This window comes from Bacillus horti, from assembly GCF_030813115.1.
Classification (GTDB): Bacteria; Bacillota; Bacilli; order Caldalkalibacillales; family JCM-10596; genus Bacillus_CH; species Bacillus_CH horti.
Window position 1 is genome coordinate 150068 of sequence record NZ_JAUSTY010000007.1, and the last position, 18382, is coordinate 168449.

The following is an 18382-nucleotide window of genomic DNA, read 5'->3' on the forward strand; positions in this document are numbered from 1 at the left end:
AAGCCACTAAACAATGACTTTTGGAGATAGCCCAAAATGTATTTCGTTAGATTCTATCTTTTGGAGAGCTCTTAGAAGCCGGATCGATGATGTTGCCCCCAGGTCCAGCAACAAATTTTTCTGAATGATATACCTGCTGAAGTGGACGATGATCAGTATAACAAAATGATTAGAGGAAAAGGGCAATTCATGAAGAAAATATAAAATGTGAAAAAAGGTGATTTCATGGAACTTTTAGATAGTAAAAAAATAGCCTCCAAGTGGGGTGTTGAAGTTAACAGCATTAAAGAACTCTCAGAAAGAGTAACACTTATTACGACAAAAAACGGACAAGACTTTATTTTGAAGAAAAAAGGTAGTATTGAACATTTTAAAAGGGAGCTTAAATTGTTAAACCATTTAAAGCAAGAGGGGCTGCCAATACAATATCCCTTACAAGATAATAACAAGGACTATATTGTAGCATTCCAAGGAGATAATTATTGTCTATATAGCTTTCTAGAAGGGACGACCTATAGTTCTCAAGATAGCTTACAAAACTCCATAATTCCTCAGCTTTATGGTCAAGCTATAGCTACTTTAAATAAAGCTATGGAAAACGTAAATTTTGAAGGAGAATTTGAGAGCAAAGACTTGTATCAAATGGTGTACGGATTTGCTATAGATCGGATTTTAAAGACAGATGGTAGAAGCCAGCTGGGTGACATTTATCAAGACTTAGAAGGAGAATTCAAAAAGGCTGTACAAGTCTTACCCAAACAACTTATTCACAGAGATCCTCATATCCATAACTTCATTTGGAACAAGGATAAGTTAGAGGGTGTTATTGATTTTGATTTGGTAGAAGTAAATGTTCGTATTTTTGACCTTTGTTATTGTTCTACTAGTGTACTGAGTGAAGTGTTTTCAAATGAAGATTTAAGAAATGGTTGGATTCATTTTGTAGGGAATCTAGTGTGTCAATATCATAGGTATAACCGATTAACAGACGAAGAACTAGAGTCAATCTGGCTTGTAATGCTAGGTATTCAAACAGTATTTATGGCTTACTTTTCTAATTACAAAGATATCTTTGAAGTAAATAAAGCTATGTTTTTGTGGATATTTGAAAATAAGCTACGCCTAGAAAATGAATGGCAATCAGGGAGGAATTCATGTGAATCCAGCTAACCCATTACTAGAAACATTTAGACAGTCAAGCTATCAACTCTCCAATCACGGCAAACGCAATGTACAGGTTTTAAAAGAAGCCTTTGAACAGATTGACGGTGAAGTATCAAGTGATATGTACGGTAGAGGACAAATCATAGAAGAGTTTCAGGAGAAAATGGCTGCTTTTCTGGGTAAGGAGCAAGCTGTGTTTTTCCCAAGTGGAACGATGGCCCAGCAGATTTCTATGCGTATATGGTGTGATGAAAAAAATATACATCAAGTAGCCTATCATCCGTTATCTCATCTAGAAATTCACGAACAGGATGGGCTGAAGAAGCTACACAATATTAAAACCATTCTGCTTGCTGACAAGACCCGTGTTATAGAGCTTGAAGATATTATAAAGATGAAAGAGGATGTCGCCTGTATCCTGTTGGAGCTGCCGCAACGGGAAATTGGGGGACAATTACCTAGCTTTGAAACACTTGAACGCATATCAGAGTACTGTGCAGAGCAAGGAATTAAGCTGCATTTAGATGGGGCCCGCTTACTAGAAGTGCTTCCATACTACCAAAAAACTGTAACAGAGGTTTGTGCACTTTTTGATAGTGTGTACATGTCCTTCTATAAAGGAATTGGTGGAGTGGCAGGCGCTATATTAGCAGGAGAGCAGGGTTTCATTGAACAGTCTAAGATATGGAAGACACGACATGGAGGCGATTTAATCAGTCTCTACCCCTATATTATTCCAGCAGATTACTATTTCGAGAAGCGCTCTAGCAAGATGTACCAGTATTATGAAGGTGCTAAGGAATTGGCAGCACTTTTTAATTCCTGTACAGGTATTTCTACCCTTCCACTTGTTCCTGTATCTAACATGTTTCATGTTCACTTCCTTCAGCCGCTTGAGCAAGTGAAGACAATACTTATTGAGGTTCAACAACAAACAGGGATCGGGGTATCACACTATCTCAAGGAATTGGATGAGGAGTCATGTTCATTTGAGGTGAATATAGGTGATCAGTATGAGAACATCCCTAAAGAATTACTCTTTGAAGCTATTAAAGTGCTTGATGAGAATATGAATTCCATCTAGGAAAAAAGGAGGGAGTAAGTATCATTATAGTTTCCAGTATAATCTTTGGGTACACTTTGGTAACAAGTATCAAGATAAATCCAGAAGGAGATTGAAAACGAGATAGACTCTGTTTATGTTCGTGTTAAAGATCTGAAAGCAGATTGAATTTCTTCATGCTGATGGGGTAGAGGTGGAGGAAAGCTTGATTGCGAATATTATACTCCAGAAAATTTGATTTAACTTGACACAGTGAGTTATGCTGTTAAAAAAAGGAGGTATCCCCATGAAAGAACTAACCGAGATCTATCCGTTATGGGTCAAAGCATGGAATGAAGATATCAATGTATTAGATGAAATAACGTCTCCAGATTGTATTGTACATCAAACAAGAACTGATGGAAAATCTTCTACTGAGTTAACAGGAAAAGATGCATTAAAAGGGATCATTCAGGATGGCTGTGCCTTCTTTGATGACGTGGTAATGTCTATTGAAGTAGGTCCTATCGTAGCTGATCCATATGTATCGGCACGTTGGAGGTTTACCGGGAAGTACAAAGGTGGAATGAATGGTGCTCAAGCAGATATTGGGGAAGAGGTTAGCTTCCATGGCATGGATATTTTTCTAGTCAATGATGGCAAGATAAAGGAGTATTGGGTTTCCTCTGATGGAATACACCTTCTGGTACAACTTAAAATGTTTTGAGCGTTTTACAAATCCCTTTAGATTTAGTATCTAAGGGATTTTTTCTGTACAGAATTAAACCAATCAAAAGGCTTTAAGGGTTGGCTAATCAAAACATTGAATGTAGTAGAGAAGGCAAAAAAAACCTTTGGATAGTATTATCTAAAGGGTTTTTTAGATTTTGCCGAGACATAATGGCAAGCCATTCCAAGCAACAAAAATTTAAAAAATTCAAAAACAACTACCATACAAGTATTTTAGTATGGTAGTATGTAAGTAGCGAGGAGGTGAAAGAGGGTGTTGAACACAGAACTGAAAAAGAATTTTCCAAGCTACTCTACTAGAGATCAAGTCTATGAGATCCTCAAAGAGAATATTCTATCCCTTAAGCTAGCGCCTGGTCGAGTGATCTCCGAAAAGGAGATGTCCGAGCTGTTAGAGGTAAGTAGAACACCGGTCAGAGAAGCGTTTGTTAGGCTAGCACAGGAAGAATTGCTAGAAATCTACCCACAAAGAGGGACGGCCATTTCATTAATTGATTTACATTACGTTGAAGAAGCTAGATTCCTTAGAGAGCATCTAGAAAGAGCTATTGTGAAGTTGGCTTGTAAGCGTTTTTCTGAAGATCACCTTCTTCGTTTGGAAGGAAACATAGCGATGCTTGAGCTATGCGTGAAGGAGAAAAACTATACAAAGCTGTTTGAACTAGATGAAGAGTTTCATTTCACATTGGCTAGTGGCTGTGACAAGGAACGCATGTGGAACGTCATTCAGCAAATGAGTGGAGACCTGAAGCGAATTCGTATGCTGAGCTTGGTCGCCGAGTACAACTGGGATTTAATTCTTTCGCAGCATAAGGAAATTGTAGCAGCGATAAAAGAAGGAAATGAAGCAAAGGCTGATCAAGTCATGGAACATCATTTGAAAAAACTAACGTTTGAACAGGAGAGTCTTAAAAATGAATATCCGCATTTCTTTAAATAAAGTCAATGCGGATATTTATTTAAAGCCCATCCGAGTAAACGATTTCATAATTACTGAATCATAGTTGCCAAATAAAATCTAGGGGGATTTGCAGTGAAAATAAAACAATGGATCATGGTAGTGTTACTTGTTGGAGCTGTTTTGAGTCTGGTAGCATGCTCACAGTCATCAGGTGGTGACGGAAATGAAAGCGCATCCAATGGAACAGTATACAGTCTTAAGGTTGGTACTGCTTTGACGGCATCGGATCCTATTTATCAAGGTCTTGAAGCGTTCAAAGAAAGAGTAGAGGAAAGAACTGATAATCATGTTCGCATTGAGATTTTTGGTAGTGGGTCATTAGGTGAGGATAACGATATTATCGAGCAGGCGAAGATTGGTAGTAACGTAGCCGTTATTGTTGACTCAGCAAGGCTAGCAGAAATGGTTCCTGAGATTGGAATCCTAACAGCGCCATACATTGTGGATAGCTTTGAGGAAGCAAACACAGTTGTTCAATCAGATTTGTTTGGTGGTTGGGTCGATCAGCTTGCTGAAAGCCATAACCTTCAGGTTCTCTCTTTCAATTGGTATCAGGGTGAGCGTCATCTGTTAACGAAAAAAGAAATCCAATCTCCAGAGGATCTTAGAGGTGTTCAATTAAGAACTCCTGGTTCCCCAATCTGGTTAGAATCAATCAGAGCGATGGGAGCGAGTCCAACAGGAATGCCTTGGTCTGAGGTGTACCCAGCTATCCAGCAAGGAGTTATAGATGGAGCAGAGGCTCAGCATCCGGCTACATACGGGGCAAAGCTGCATGAGGTTGTGACCCATATTTCCAAAACGAGACACTTTCAACTAGTGACAGGAATTGTAGCTGGAGCTAACTGGATGAATCAGCTGCCTGAGGAATATCAGGAAATTATTTATGAAGAAGCAGCTAAAGCAGGCGAAGAAGCGTCTCTTCAGACGGTAGAGAAGCTAGAGGAATTTGAGCAAAGTATGCTGGATGAAAGTAATGTAGAAATTCACGATGTAGATATTGACTTATTCAAAGCAGCAACAGAAGTGGTATATGAGAAATTTGATGGGTTTATGGAGCTGCGTGAAGAAATCAACAATATTTTAGGGAAATAGTGAGTGATCAATCATGTTAAAAAAAATTGCCCAAGGGTACACAAAGTTCGAAGATTTCCTGACTAACTCTTTAATGATTGGTATCGTAGTATTTGTGTTTTTGGCATCAGTGATGAGGTGGATAGGCTCACCTATCCCTTGGTCCATTGAATTTGCTCAGCTCTTATTTGTTTGGGTGATCTTTCTAGGAGCAAATCGTGCTTTACGCGAGGACAGGCATGTAGGTGTTGATTTTTTTGTTAATCAGCTTCCCTTTAAAGTGAAAACAATTATTGAGATCATTATGATTGTGCTGATCATGGCCTTCCTTGTCTTTTTAGCTTATTCGGGGTCTTCTCTAAGCTTAGAGAATTCATCAAGACTAATTAATAATCTAGGGCTGAGCTATTCCATTGTAACCATTTCTGTTCCTATGGGCAGTCTCTTAATGCTGATTACTTTCATTGGTAAATTAAAAGGGAAAATTGTTTTGTTGAAAAAACCAGTAGATGAAAGAAGGGAGGGGTAGGAGATGGTTCTAGTCGCAACGATATTCGCCATATTGCTTATTCTTAATATGCCAGTAGCTTTCGCCATTGGGATATCCAGCTTAGCTTTCTTCATCGTCTCTCCTAACCTCCCTGTGGAGGTAGCTGTTCAGCGAATGGTTGCAGGGACACAATCCTTTCCTTTGCTAGCCGTTCCATTCTTTATTTTAGCGGGGAACTTAATGAATTCTTCGGGCATTACCAAAAGGCTTCTCCGTTTTGCCAGTGCGCTAACCGGGCATTTAGTCGGGAGTCTTGCGCATGTTGCGATTGTTTTAAGTACAGTCATGGGGGGTGTTTCTGGATCAGCTAATGCAGACGCGGCTATGCAAAGTAGAGTTCTTGGTCCTCAGATGCTAGCTAGAGGGTATTCTGGTGGATACTCCTCAGGTGTTATTGCTGTGAGTTCATTGATTACGGCTACCCTGCCACCAAGTATTGGTTTAATTCTTTTTGGGTTTGTTGGTGAGGTCTCCATTGGTCGACTGTTTCTAGCCGGAATTGTTCCAGGAATCATGATGATGTTTTTCTTAATGATTGTGGCGTACCTTGTGGCTAAACGCAATGGCTACGATCAGGACGTAGAGATAAAAAGAGCCAGCTTCAAAGAGGTTCTTACCACTTTCAAGGAAAGTATATGGGCTCTGTTGTTCCCAGTTATCCTCGTTGTGGGTATACGCTTTGGCCTGTTTACAGCCTCTGAGGCTGGAGCGTTTGCTGTTGTGTATGCTCTGTTCATTGGATTTGTTGTGTACAAAGAGTTAAATTGGAAGAACTTTAAGGAATCACTTAGTCAATCGGTAACGGACAACGCAGCCATTTTACTTATTATCTCAGCTTCATCTATTTTAGGTTTCCTCATTACTTATGAAAGGCTGCCACAGGATGCCGCAGAGCTACTGTTAGGAATTACAGAAAACCCGACACTGCTCCTGTTCTTAATTCTGTTTTTCCTGCTGGTCATCGGAATGTTTATTGAATCAACCGTACTTGTGCTATTACTGACACCGATCTTCTTACCGATAGTCACACAGGTTGGTGTTGATCCTGTACATTTTGGAATTATTATGATGACCATCGTTACATTTGGGGGAATGACACCACCGGTTGGTGTTACGATGTACACCGTATGCTCTATTATGAAGGTCCCAGTAGAGCATTATGTGAAGGAAGCTATCCCGTTCATGATCGGTATCTTTGTCCTAGTGGCGGTACTGACGCTGTTCCCTGGGATTGTCTTGTTTATCCCTAATCTATTTATGTAGTAGACAAGGTATTTCATTGTTTTTGTGGATGATAACATCATAGAGTTCGGTTCAGTTGAAAAGTTTAAAAGAACAAGCTCCTCTTTTAGTAGAAAAGAAAGGAGATAGACATGAAAGCTTTTTTGGACGATCATTTTTTACTTGGAACAAAAACAGCAGAGACGCTATATCATCAGTTTGCTAAGGATATGCCTATTTTTGATTACCACTGCCACCTTTCCGCCAAGGAAATAGCAGAGAACAAAGCGTTCTCCGATCTGACCGATATTTGGTTGAAGGATGATCATTATAAATGGAGGCTTATGCGTAGTCACGGTGTAGATGAGAAGTGGATTACGGGAGAAGCTCCAGCAAAGGAAAAGTATCTAAAGTGGGTAGACACGGTTCAATATGCCCTAGGCAATCCGTTGTATCATTGGACTCATTTAGAGCTCCAACGATATTTTGGAATCACTGATCCGCTGACCATGCAGACGGCCGAACAAGTATGGACAACGTGTAATCAGCTTCTACAATCAGAAGACTTTAGACCGCAGGAGTTAATGAAGCGTTCTAATGTACGTACTATTTGTACAACGGACGATCCACTGGATAGCTTGGAATATCATAAGCAGCTTAAGGAACAGCCAAATTTTGAGATTGAAGTTCTTCCCACCTTTAGACCGGATGGGGCTCTCATGATTGAAAATAAGGAATTTAATCAGTGGATTGAAGAACTAGAGAGCCTAACAGAAACGAGTATTACTAGCCTTGAAGATCTGGTGGCTGGATTAGAAGAAAGGGTTGTTTACTTCCATGAAGTGGGCTGTCGTTTGTCGGATCACGGTCTAGATTCTAGCTTTTATTTAGAGTCTAGTGAGGCAGAGGTCAATGAGATTTTTCAAAAAGGAAGGGACGGTCAAGCGCTAACTAGGGAGGAAATTATTCAGTATAAAACAGGAGTCATGAAGGCATTAGGCTCGCTGTACGCCAAATATGATTGGGCCATGCAGTTGCATATTGGTGCACTACGGAGAGTGAACTCTAAAATGACGAAATTAGCAGGTCCGAATACCGGTTTCGATTCGATTGCGGACTTTACCTATGCTGAGGATCTAGGCAAGCTCTTAGATGCTCTTGATTCTAGTGACTCCCTTCCCAAGACGATCATTTATAATCTAAATCCTAGGGACAACTATATGATAGCTTCCATGATCGGTAACTTCCAAAGTGATATTCCTGGAAAAATCCAATTCGGAACGGCATGGTGGTTTAACGATCAACGAGACGGGATGGAGGATCAGCTGAAGGTACTAGCCAATTGTGGTTTGCTAGCAAATTTTGTGGGGATGCTTACAGATTCTAGGAGTTTCCTTTCCTATACTAGACATGAGTATTTCCGTAGGATCCTGTGTAACCTCCTTGGGGCTTGGGTAGAAAACGGAGAGTTCCCAGCAGATATGAAAATACTAGAAAAAGTAATTAGAGATATTTGCTACAACAATATTTATGCTTATTTAAAGACACCTGAAAGGCTGGAGAATTCGATCATTGGAAATCATTAGAACGGAGAAAAAGAGGGGGCTTACCCCTCTTTTTCCTTTGAAAAATCAATAACTCTTATCGGGTTCCCTGAGTTATCCTTAAAGATGGCATAACGCCCAGGAGGGATATCGAAAGGGTCCTTAATAAACTCTACACTCTCTTTTTTTTCTGCAAAAAATTCGTCCACACTATCCACCAAAAACACACCACCAGCAGAAAGGTTTTCTATTTCATCATGCTCAAGCATTACTTGTACGTCGGAGTCTGGTAAATGGATAGCAATGGTATGATCTCCTTCACGCCAAGCCTCCTCGAAGCCCAATACTTCACGATAGTAAACTAACGCCTCTTTAAGATTCTTAACAGGATGATACAAAAAAACTAGCTTCATCTTTACTCACCTCTTCTGTTTTACTGTTACTTTCAGAATTTACTTCACCTAAATATGATATTTCTGTAATTAATTTATGTAATACATAATTAGATTACGTAAATCATAAAATATTTACGCTTAGTTGTCAATATGGTAAAATAGCCATATGAAAGAATGGATACCAATACCGGGAACGAGTAAAGATACTTTAATTAAAGCAGCGTTGGAGGAATTTAGTTCAAAAGGCTACAAAGGTGTTAACATTACAGAATTAGCTGAAAAAGCAAAAATGACGACTGGAGCCGTATATCATCATTTTGGTTCAAAAGCGAAGCTCTATGAAGTAGTACGAGCAGAAATGGAACAAAGAATTGTGGATAGAATGGAGGGAGCAGCTTCTTTATTTGATCAGAAGGATCAGGCTTTGAAGGCCGCGCTACTGACTGGCTTAGCCTTTGTAGTAAAACAGGATATCTGTAAGCTAATTGGTGAAGAGACACCGACAAAGCGGAAGGATAAAATTGAAATCTTTCTTGGCGAGCTTAGTGAGGACACGAAGGGATTACCGATTGAAATAATTCTCATGTCCTCTTGGAGAGCCATTCTTAATGCCATTTCTAATCAGGAAATTTCTCCTGAGCAGGCAAAGGGTTTAATTGAATGGGTATTTGAAAAAGGAATCTATTAAGTTGGAAAAATAATAATAAAGCTCTAATAAAAAATAAATACGAGACGCTCTAAAAAAATTTAAAAGCTCATATCCAAAGCAGTGCTATCTCCCATATAAGAGTGGAGAGTAGCGCTGCTTTTTATTGGATTAACTTTCTGATATGCAGAAAAAGTCGCTTAATAGTGTGGGTTAATGTTGGATTAAGTCGAAATTGTTCAGAATTTGCTCAGAGCTAAAGATTAGGATAAAAAGTAACAATATGCTTGAACTGGAACTAAAGCAGACAGCGATCATTTTCATTTTTCAACGAAAATGATCTTTGAAATTCTACATAAAAACACTACATACATAGGAATAGAACCTGCCAAGCTAATTGTTAAAATTAAAATAACTGATTGGAGGAAGAAAAGATGGGTTTTGGTTCAGCAGATAATCAGATTCATGTGGCTAATCGATGTGGGGAGAATATCTATGTCATCCCAATGCCAAATAAGGATTGGGTATGGGGGGACATTGGCTTTACGGTGCTAACCACTATTCTAACCTTCGGTGAGGCAGCGCCTGCTGCTGCAACAGCCATTAATAGTTTATCAAGACTGCAGAAAGCTATAACTTTAGTTAAATCAATACTTGGCAACCCATATGTAAAAGCAATAAAATACGCCGCATTAGAGTACAAGATTGCTAGAAATGGACTCCGAGAAGTGGAGACTGAAATACTTAGAAAGGCGGAGGCAGCTCGCAAAGAGATTATTACATTTCTTAAGAGCGAGGGAGCTTTGATTAAGCCTAATGAGTTCAAACAAGTATCGAATGAAAAAAACTACAATCCATTGAGAATGATTTCACCAAGCGGCTGGGGTGGACTGTTCGGAGCCTCTGATGCGGCCTTGTTTATTGCAACAGAATCCTTGTCACGCTTTGCCTTGTTTAATACAAATAGTGATTATTCATGGATCGTTGAGCCGAATATGGTTGTACGCTCAAAGTACGGACACATATGGGAATCAGCCAAATCCGAGGGTTACTATCGTTTCTCAGCATCAGATCGATTAGTAGAGGGACAGGATTTAAAGCCGAATGAATCGATCAGTTCACCAAATAAATCCTACGATTTTGTCTACCAGGAGGATGGGAATGCAGTAATCTATGAGCGAAGAAAACCAGATGGTGAAAAGGCGATTTGGGCTTCCGATACTTATGGAAAAGCAGCGTGGAGAACGTGTATGCAAGATGATGGGAATTTTGTTGTTTATGAAGCGGAAGGAAAGCCTGTCTGGGCTACGGATAAATGTGGCTATGATCCGATGTATGAAGGCTGTAGCCTTGTGATGCAGGACGATGGCAACCTTGTGATCTATAACAAGGATAACAAAGTGATTTGGGCAAGTGGAACGTATCGCTAGATTTTAGAGAGAAAGAGTGTGATCCAAATGCTTGAGTTGCAAGAGTTAATACAGGAGGATGAAAGCACACTTTTTCAACTATATGTGGCATCTAGAAAAGGTGAATTTGCGAATTTGGGGTGGTCTGAGTGTGAAATAGAGAATTTATTGCAGGTGCAATACACAGCTCAGCAAAACAGCTATCAACAATTATTTCCACAAGCTAAGATGGATATGGTTAAACATAAAAATATCCCAATTGGCAGAATGATTACGAATACTACACAACATGCTTTGCATCTAGTAGATATATTTATCATACCTGAATACAGAGGTAAGGAATTTGGAACGGCTTTATTAAGAATTTTGCAGGATAGAGCGAGCAAGCGAGCGCTACCTATTCAGTTGCAGGTATTAATGGGGAACCCTGCTCAGCGGTTGTATGAGCGTTGTGGCTTTTACGTGACGGCCGAACAGGCCCCCTCTTTAACCATGCAGTGGGAAGACAGGCAAACCACTAGGTAAAAAGATAAGAAAGGGGTCATCTAAGCTATGATTGAAGCATATATAGGTTTAATTGTACCCTGGGCGGGCAAATACCCCCCAGCTGGTTGGATGTTTTGCAACGGACAGGAGCTTTCAATAGAGTCTTACCAGACTCTATATAGCCTAATTGGTACATACTATGGTGGAAATGGAAAGACGACTTTCGCTTTACCCAACCTTAATGGACGTATACCAGTAGGAGTGAGTGTGGAAAAGACACCAGAAACAGCATACTCTTGGAGTACAACAGGTGGAAATGAAAGAATAGCCTTAACAGTACAGAATATGCCAGACCATACTCATCAAGCTACATCCACAGTCTCTGGGTTAACCGTTAGTGGGCTTAACGTTCAGTTTCCAGCTTCAACAGGTCCATCAAATACTGCTAGTCCTAGTGATCAAGCTAGTTTAGCTACGAGTCAAGGTGCTAGCATATATACGACAGGACAGCCAAATACGAATTTAAAGTCGGCAACTGTAACAGGCGGATCAATCGATGGACAAGTAACAACTAACGTCTCGCCTATGGGATATTCTACTCCTATAGACAATAGACAGCCTTATCTGGCTCTTAACTATATTATTTGCTACCTTGGACTATATCCATCAAGGTTTTAGAACATATACGACTTACCAAAATCATAGAGAGGAATGAAATTATGGAGGCATATCTTGGAACGATCGTAGCTTGGGCACCTAGCTATCCACCAAAGGGATGGTTATTTTGCGGAGGACAAATGCTTAAAATTAGGGACTACACAGCGTTATTTTCTTTGATTGGAACAACGTACGGCGGCAATGGTGATGATACGTTTGCATTACCAAATTTAAGTGGTCGCGTTGTAGTTGGAGCACATACTGGAGATGGAATGGGTGGAAGTTTGCCACCAGGTAACACATCATATAGGATCGGGGAAACAGGAGGGGCAAACTTTGTTACTCTTACGACTCAACAAATGCCAGCTCATACTCATCAGGCAACTACTTCAACCTCTGGGTTAAGCGTGAGCGGTCTAACTGTAAAGCTTCCAGCTTCTACGTCCGGAGCTAATACAGCTTCTCCTAGTAATGATGCCAGTCTTGCAACCAGTCAAGGCCCTATGGGACCAACACCTATTTATACAACTGGGCAGACAAATACCTATTTAAAGCCAGCTACAGTATCAGGAGGAACGATTAGCGGGACAGTAACAACAACTATTTCTCCTGCTGGTAGTTCTGCACCAACTCCTATAGATGTTCGACAGCCATATTCTGCGCTAAATTATATCATTTGTGTAGAAGGGTATTACCCACCTAGGCCAGAATAGTTGTTTGTTACTAAAATCGGGATAAAAATGACATTATTAGAAGATGTGATGGAGAGTATCATCAATATTCTAACTTCATATCTTAAGAAGCGAATATTGAACTCGGAGGTTAGAATGGCATGTCAAAAAACAAACGATATATAGTCAGTATTTGTCTTGTATTCTTGCTGTTTTTTCAGTGGCTTCCCTATACAGCCGCTAGTTTTACTCCGATTGAGCCAATGATTTCAGGTTCATATAATAGTATAGCTTATGGAAGTGGTAAATATGTCATCGTAGGAAATCTAGCTGATCCCCATTACTCATTTGATGGACATGATTGGAAGCCTATAGAGGACAATATTAGAGCACTCTATGTTACTTTTATCAACGATCAGTTCATTGCCGTTGGATCGGGCAATGAAATTCATACATCGGAGGATGGAATAACATGGGAATCAAGTTTCGTAAACTTACCTCCTTATTATGATGGCTTGCTTTCCATTCGTTCTGTAGTCTATGGAGATGCTGGATATGTAGCTGTCGGTGATAATGGACATAAGTACTTTTCAGTAGATGGGGAGTCGTGGAGTTATACTGGTCAAGGTATCGAAGTAGAAAATAGAATCCATTTTTATAGTGTTGTTTTTTCAGAGGGCCAATATATTACCGTTGGTACTGAAGGAGCAATTCATGCCTCTACTGACGGTGTAAATTGGATAGAGAGAGAAGTGCTTTCTAGCAAAATTTTAACTAGAGTATCCTATCTTAACAATCAATTTCATGTTGTTGGATTGGGTACCTACCTAACTTCACCAAATGGTACTGATTGGTATGAACAGCCGCTTCCAACGGAGGTTGAGTTTACGGTATTTTACGATATTGAATACGGTAGTAATCAGTACATCATTGTAGGTGCAAATGGAACAGTCATTACTTCTCAGGATGGAGAGGATTGGAACGTAGAGGACTCGGGTGTATCTTATTTGTTTACGGATGCTATTTATGTAAATGATGTATTTACATTAATGAGTATACCGAACCCTTGGGACCAGCCTAACACCATTATTCATTATATCCCAACGCCTTCAAATCCAACGTACACCGTGACGTATGATGGTAACGGGAACAGTGGAGGAAGTGTTCCCGTCGATAATGGAACGTATGAGACAGGCGCCACCGTGACGGTATTAGGTAACAGCGGAAGTTTGGTCTTAGAAGGCCATACATTTTCCGGCTGGAACACTCAATCCGATGGAAGTGGAACAGCTTATGCGGCAGAATCTACCTTCCCGATGGGAAGCGAGGATGTGACGCTGTATGCGAAATGGAACCTAGATACGTATACCGTAGAGTTTCACGTAGATGGGGGAAGCGCAGTCGTTTCTCAAACGGTAGTACATGGAGGGCAAGCAGTAGAGCCGAGTCCAGCCCCGTCAAAGGCGGGTCATACGTTTGACGGGTGGTATACAAGCGATGACATAGAATTTGATTTCAGCGAAGAAATTACAGGGGATATTACCCTCTATGCAAAATGGAATCCAGATCCAGTAGTGTATACCGTAACCTTTGAAGTAGATGGAGGAAGCGAAGTCCCTTCTCAAACCGTTGCTCATGGGGAACCGGCAAGTGAGCCAAATCCGGCTCCGGCAAAGGCGGGTCATACGTTTGGAGGGTGGTACACAAGCGATGACATAGAATTTGATTTCAGCGAAGAAATCACAGAGGATACTACTCTCTATGCAAAATGGAATCTAGATCCAGTAATGTATACCGTAACCTTTGAAGTGTATGGAGGGAGCGAAGTCCCTTCCCAAAGTGTTGCTCATGGGGAACCGGCAATTGAGCCAAATCCGGCTCCTGCAAAGGAGGGTCATACGTTTGGAGGCTGGTACACAAGCAGCGACATAGAATTCGATTTCAACAATGAAATCATAGAGGATATAACCCTCTATGCAAAATGGAATCCGAATCCAGTAACGTATACCGTAGAGTTTGACGTAGACGGAGGAAGTGAAGTTACGTCTCAATCCGTGGCACACGGTGAGATGGCTACCAAGCCGGAAGACCCAACAAAGGAGAACCATACGTTTGGAGGCTGGTACACAAGCAGTGACATAGAATTCGATTTCAACAATGAAATCATAGAGGATATAATCCTCTATGCAAAATGGAATCCGAATCCAGTAATGTATACCGTAGAGTTTGACGTAGACGGAGGAAGTTTTGTTGCCTCTCAAACCGTAGCACACGGAGAGACGGCCACCAAGCCCGTAGACCCAACTAAGGTGAATTATACGTTTGATGGGTGGTATACAAGCGGTAACATAGAATTTGATTTCAGCAATGCTATCACATCAAACACGATCCTCTATGCAAAGTGGACGCCGGAGCAGCTCTCTGACAATGCAAGTTTAGGAGAACTAGGATTTTCAGGGGGAGAATTAGAACCTACCTTTGATCCAAATGTACTAGAATACACTGTTCATGCTGATGAGGATGTAAGCCATGTAGTTGTAACTCCAGTCATAGCTGAAACGGGTCCCACCATTACAGTAAACGGGAATCGTGTAGATTCAGGTGACGCTTATCCCGTACAGGTGGATTCTGGAGAAAATAAGATTACTATAATAGTAACAGCCCAAAATGGTAGAACGAGAACGTATACCATCACAGTAATGCGTGGAGAACAGCATCCAGTTCCACAAACATATACGGTTACGTACCACGGGAATAAGAATACAGCAGGTAGTGTTCCAGTAGACCATATAATCTACAAGGAAGGCGATACGGTTACGATACTTGGTAACACTGGTAACCTAGAGAGAGAAGGCTATACATTTACGGGGTGGAACACGCAGCCAGACGGAAATGGACTTAATTACGTGGCAGGCGATTTGTTTCAAATTGAAGGAGATATAATTCTGTATGCCAAGTGGAAGGATTCTACATCTGGTGGTGATGGAGAGGGTGGAGAAACGCCAGGAACGAATCCAAATCCAGGGCCATCGCCTGAAGCACCAAACCCTAGCCCAACACCAGGAACGCCAAGCCCAACCCCGCCAAGTACAGAACTCATTACTGTACCAGTTGAAATAGGGAATGTAGGGTCAGGCTCCATCGTAGCTCAAACACCGATTACACGGACGCAGGATTCTCGAGGTCATGTAAAAGACAGTATTGTCCTGACTCCTGATCATACGAAGGAAGTCATTCAAAGTATGGCTAATGCAGGGCAACAAGTAGCCCGTATCGTGATTCCAGATGATAAGGACATTGTTTCTGAAGTTTCTCTGGAAATGAAAAAAGGTGCCATCCAATCTTTAAGTGATGCAGGAATTCATCTTGAAATCTATACAGACAATGCAAGAATAATTATTCCGCATACATCCTTGAATCAGTTTGGTGACGATGTTTATTTCCGAGTCGTTCCTGTTAAAGAGAAAGTACAACAAAAAGAAATTGAATACAGAGCCAAAGTGGAGCAAATTGTTCGTGAAATTGCCCAGAATGATCATGTTCATGTGGTAGCCAGACCAATGACAATAGAAACCAACCTGCAAAGCAGACCAGTAACTATTATTCTGCCATTGCGTGATATTGAGCTGCCAACAGACGAACAAGAACTAGAGACGTTTCTAGCTGATTTGGTCGTTTATATTGAACATAGTGACGGAGAAAAAGAGCTAGCTCAAGGTGAAATCGTAGAGTATAAAAAAGGGCAGCTAGGGATTGAAATTGAGGTAGACAAGTTTAGTACCTTCACGATTTTACAGATGGAGGGCTGGGGAGAATACATGGATGGACTTTTCCATCAGGCATACATTCAAGGCTATACCGATGGAACCTTTAAGCCTCAGCATACAGTAACACGAGCTGAAATAGCTATGATGTTAGCCCGTCTATTGAATGAAAAAGGAGAGCAGGGAGTACGCTCCTCCTATCCTGACGTATCTGATACACATTGGGCTTTAGGAGCCATTGAGCGGATGAAACAGTTAGGCTACATGACAGGTGATAACAAAGAAAACTTTAATCCAAGCCATTCAATCACTCGTGCAGAAATGGCAATGATTATGGCTAGGTTTAAAGGATTAGAAGCCCGTCAAATAAATAAAGAGCTTCAAGCAAATTACTCGGATGTTCTTGAAAGCCATTGGGCAGCTCATTCCATTAAAGTAGCAACAGAAGCAGGAATCGTTAGAGGGTATGAGAATGGCACATACAGACCAAGCGAATACGTCACTCGTGCTGAGGCAGTAGCGATGCTAAATCGCCTGTTCGATCGAACCCCTCTATCTAATGTGACCGATTCCAGCTTCCCAGATGTCTCACCAACGCATTGGGCCTTTAAGGAGATTGAAGAAGCTGCAAAGGATCACTTACATTTAGAGGAATAAAGTAGAGTAGTAAAGTAGATAGTTTAGTTTTGGCTATTAGAGGAAACCCGCGGCGCACGTATCGTGTGATCAGTGGGTTTCTTTAATAGTTTCTAAAGTAGAAGTATTTTTCTAGTTTTTATGTCGACCCCTTGTTAGAGAAATTGTTCAGTATATGTTCAGAGCAAAGGATTAGAATAAAAAGAACAATAAATGGTTTTCAAAAATAGCCATAGCAGAAATCTATTTCTATGTAAATGAAGGGTTTTTATTAGCTAATTCAAATTTGAATACATAAAAGCATGTGTGGTGTGAAATCGTTTACTTGGTGGGATATGACATCAGGTTGGGGCCAAATAAAGATCGGGAGGTTAAGTAAATGGAATTGGATGTAGGAAAGGGAATGTATGTGACTAATCATTGTGAAGAAAATATCTATCTTCTACAGATGCCAAACAAGGACTGGGAGTGGTCAGATGTTGGCTTTGGAATGCTGTCTACCCTCTATTCTTTAGAAAGTACGTCAATGAGTACAATTACAGCGATTAATAGTCTTTCGAAGTTACAGACGGTGATTTTCACCGTAAAGAAGGCTCTTGGAAATCTGAGTAGAACAGTTCAAACAGTGGCTGTAACAAATAAGAGCATGGAAAGTACGGTCTCAACTGGAGGGAATGATACCTATAGAAAAGCGGCTGAAGCTAGGAGAGAGATTATTAAGTTCTTTGAGAGAGAAGGACTATTAATTCAGCCTCATGAGCATATGGAAGTGTCTAATAAAAAGAATGATAATCCAGTGCGAATATCTGGACCAAGCGATTGCAATAGTATTTTTGGATATTCAGAATCCACTTTGTTGATAGTAACAGAGTCATTGTCACGTATTTCTTTGCTTCGTACGAATAACGACTGGTCTTGGATCGTTGAACCGGGTATGATTATACGCTCAAAGGAAGCACATTTTTCGTTACCAGATAAGGAGGCAGGTTACTACCGCTTTTCTGCTTTTAACAAGCAACTGTTAGGTGTATAACAACCATAAGGAAGCATTACTTTATGAGTACAATATAACTGCTTTTAATTAGGCAAACCAGCTGTCCACCTTGTGTGTGATTAAATGGTTTGTCTTTTTTGCTGTGTAACATGTATGAATATGTAGAACGGGACTCTAGCCACAACCTTACCAAGCTGATTTCTGACTATTTTATTTTCCTTCTTATTGCACAATAAGATGAGCAATAGATAAGAAATTCTTGTGCTAGTAGTTTGCTATAGTTATGAGGAAAATTAACAGCATAATTGTTCCTCTATGTAGGCTTCTTTATTTCTTTTTCATAAATTTGTCCGTATGAAATCCGCTTAGAAATCCGTCTGTATATGTATAAAGCATTAATAATTAAATTTTTGTGAAA

At 40.4% G+C, this 18382-nt stretch carries 16 protein-coding genes; 15 read left to right on the forward strand and 1 reads right to left on the reverse strand.

Annotated features, from left to right (window positions below; translation table 11 throughout):
* The first annotated feature begins 225 nt into the window (after window positions 1–225).
* From J2S11_RS10155 to uxaC, 8 genes are all read left to right on the forward strand, one after another.
* Window positions 226–1170, forward strand: coding sequence for a phosphotransferase enzyme family protein (locus tag J2S11_RS10155; protein ID WP_307394182.1), 945 nt, complete (start codon window positions 226–228; stop codon window positions 1168–1170).
* Window positions 1157–2248 carry a threonine aldolase family protein gene (locus J2S11_RS10160; RefSeq protein ID WP_307394184.1) on the forward strand — a complete coding sequence of 364 codons (1092 nt, stop codon included), beginning with the start codon at window positions 1157–1159 and terminating at the stop codon, window positions 2246–2248. Before J2S11_RS10155 ends, J2S11_RS10160 begins: the two co-directional genes overlap by 14 nt.
* Window positions 2249–2513: 265 nt before the next feature.
* The gene (locus J2S11_RS10165) at window positions 2514–2933 is read left to right on the forward strand and encodes an ester cyclase (RefSeq protein WP_307394186.1); all 420 of its coding nucleotides are present in this window, start codon (window positions 2514–2516) and stop codon (window positions 2931–2933) included.
* Window positions 2934–3212: 279 nt separating this feature from the next.
* Window positions 3213–3896, forward strand: coding sequence for a GntR family transcriptional regulator (locus tag J2S11_RS10170; protein WP_370875503.1), 684 nt, complete (start codon window positions 3213–3215; stop codon window positions 3894–3896).
* 93 nt (window positions 3897–3989) lie between these two features.
* The gene (locus J2S11_RS10175; protein ID WP_307394189.1) at window positions 3990–5012 is read left to right on the forward strand and encodes a C4-dicarboxylate TRAP transporter substrate-binding protein; all 1023 of its coding nucleotides are present in this window, start codon (window positions 3990–3992) and stop codon (window positions 5010–5012) included.
* 13 nt (window positions 5013–5025) lie between these two features.
* A complete protein-coding gene (locus J2S11_RS10180) occupies window positions 5026–5520 on the forward strand; it encodes a TRAP transporter small permease (RefSeq protein WP_307394190.1) in 495 nt (164 codons plus the stop codon).
* A 3-nt stretch (window positions 5521–5523) separates the two neighbouring features.
* Entirely contained in the window at window positions 5524–6804 is a 1281-nt protein-coding gene (locus J2S11_RS10185; protein WP_307394192.1) for a TRAP transporter large permease, read from the forward strand.
* 110 nt (window positions 6805–6914) lie between these two features.
* Window positions 6915–8348, forward strand: a complete 1434-nt coding sequence (uxaC, locus tag J2S11_RS10190) for a glucuronate isomerase (protein WP_307394193.1) — start codon at window positions 6915–6917, stop codon at window positions 8346–8348.
* Window positions 8349–8368: 20 nt separating this feature from the next.
* On the opposite strand, the gene J2S11_RS10195 is transcribed toward uxaC, so the two are convergent.
* On the reverse strand, window positions 8369–8719 hold the full coding sequence (locus tag J2S11_RS10195) for a VOC family protein (protein WP_307394194.1): 351 nt from the start codon (window positions 8717–8719) through the stop codon (window positions 8369–8371).
* A gap of 148 nt (window positions 8720–8867) precedes the next feature.
* Between J2S11_RS10195 and J2S11_RS10200 the strand changes: the two genes are divergently transcribed.
* The 7 genes from J2S11_RS10200 (at window position 8868) to J2S11_RS10230 (ending at window position 18003) form a co-directional block, all read left to right on the forward strand.
* Complete coding sequence (locus J2S11_RS10200) at window positions 8868–9389, forward strand: TetR/AcrR family transcriptional regulator (RefSeq protein WP_307394195.1); 522 nt, start codon at window positions 8868–8870, stop codon at window positions 9387–9389.
* Window positions 9390–9781: 392 nt separating this feature from the next.
* Window positions 9782–10777, forward strand: a complete 996-nt coding sequence (locus J2S11_RS10205) for a hypothetical protein (protein WP_307394197.1) — start codon at window positions 9782–9784, stop codon at window positions 10775–10777.
* A 27-nt stretch (window positions 10778–10804) separates the two neighbouring features.
* Window positions 10805–11281: a GNAT family N-acetyltransferase gene (locus tag J2S11_RS10210; RefSeq protein ID WP_307394198.1), complete on the forward strand. Its 477-nt coding sequence runs from the start codon at window positions 10805–10807 to the stop codon at window positions 11279–11281.
* Window positions 11282–11308: 27 nt separating this feature from the next.
* Window positions 11309–11920 carry a phage tail protein gene (locus tag J2S11_RS10215; RefSeq protein WP_307394199.1) on the forward strand — a complete coding sequence of 204 codons (612 nt, stop codon included), beginning with the start codon at window positions 11309–11311 and terminating at the stop codon, window positions 11918–11920.
* A gap of 41 nt (window positions 11921–11961) precedes the next feature.
* Window positions 11962–12612 carry a phage tail protein gene (locus J2S11_RS10220; protein WP_307394200.1) on the forward strand — a complete coding sequence of 217 codons (651 nt, stop codon included), beginning with the start codon at window positions 11962–11964 and terminating at the stop codon, window positions 12610–12612.
* Window positions 12613–12731: 119 nt separating this feature from the next.
* On the forward strand, window positions 12732–16991 hold the full coding sequence (locus J2S11_RS10225; RefSeq protein WP_307394202.1) for an InlB B-repeat-containing protein: 4260 nt from the start codon (window positions 12732–12734) through the stop codon (window positions 16989–16991).
* A 358-nt stretch (window positions 16992–17349) separates the two neighbouring features.
* Entirely contained in the window at window positions 17350–18003 is a 654-nt protein-coding gene (locus J2S11_RS10230; protein WP_307394203.1) for a hypothetical protein, read from the forward strand.
* The last annotated feature ends 379 nt before the right edge of the window (window positions 18004–18382 follow it).

Coding starts and splice junctions, on each gene's coding strand:
- J2S11_RS10210 (WP_307394198.1), top strand. CDS start 10,805: ATGCTTGAGTTGCAAGAGTTAATACAGGAGGATGAAAGCACACTTTTT.
- uxaC (WP_307394193.1), top strand. CDS start 6,915: ATGAAAGCTTTTTTGGACGATCATTTTTTACTTGGAACAAAAACAGCA.
- J2S11_RS10230 (WP_307394203.1), top strand. CDS start 17,350: ATGGAATTGGATGTAGGAAAGGGAATGTATGTGACTAATCATTGTGAA.
- J2S11_RS10185 (WP_307394192.1), top strand. CDS start 5,524: ATGGTTCTAGTCGCAACGATATTCGCCATATTGCTTATTCTTAATATG.
- J2S11_RS10215 (WP_307394199.1), top strand. CDS start 11,309: ATGATTGAAGCATATATAGGTTTAATTGTACCCTGGGCGGGCAAATAC.
- J2S11_RS10200 (WP_307394195.1), top strand. CDS start 8,868: ATGAAAGAATGGATACCAATACCGGGAACGAGTAAAGATACTTTAATT.
- J2S11_RS10180 (WP_307394190.1), top strand. CDS start 5,026: ATGTTAAAAAAAATTGCCCAAGGGTACACAAAGTTCGAAGATTTCCTG.
- J2S11_RS10155 (WP_307394182.1), top strand. CDS start 226: ATGGAACTTTTAGATAGTAAAAAAATAGCCTCCAAGTGGGGTGTTGAA.
- J2S11_RS10220 (WP_307394200.1), top strand. CDS start 11,962: ATGGAGGCATATCTTGGAACGATCGTAGCTTGGGCACCTAGCTATCCA.
- J2S11_RS10195 (WP_307394194.1), bottom strand. CDS start 8,719: ATGAAGCTAGTTTTTTTGTATCATCCTGTTAAGAATCTTAAAGAGGCG.
- J2S11_RS10225 (WP_307394202.1), top strand. CDS start 12,732: ATGTCAAAAAACAAACGATATATAGTCAGTATTTGTCTTGTATTCTTG.
- J2S11_RS10165 (WP_307394186.1), top strand. CDS start 2,514: ATGAAAGAACTAACCGAGATCTATCCGTTATGGGTCAAAGCATGGAAT.
- J2S11_RS10205 (WP_307394197.1), top strand. CDS start 9,782: ATGGGTTTTGGTTCAGCAGATAATCAGATTCATGTGGCTAATCGATGT.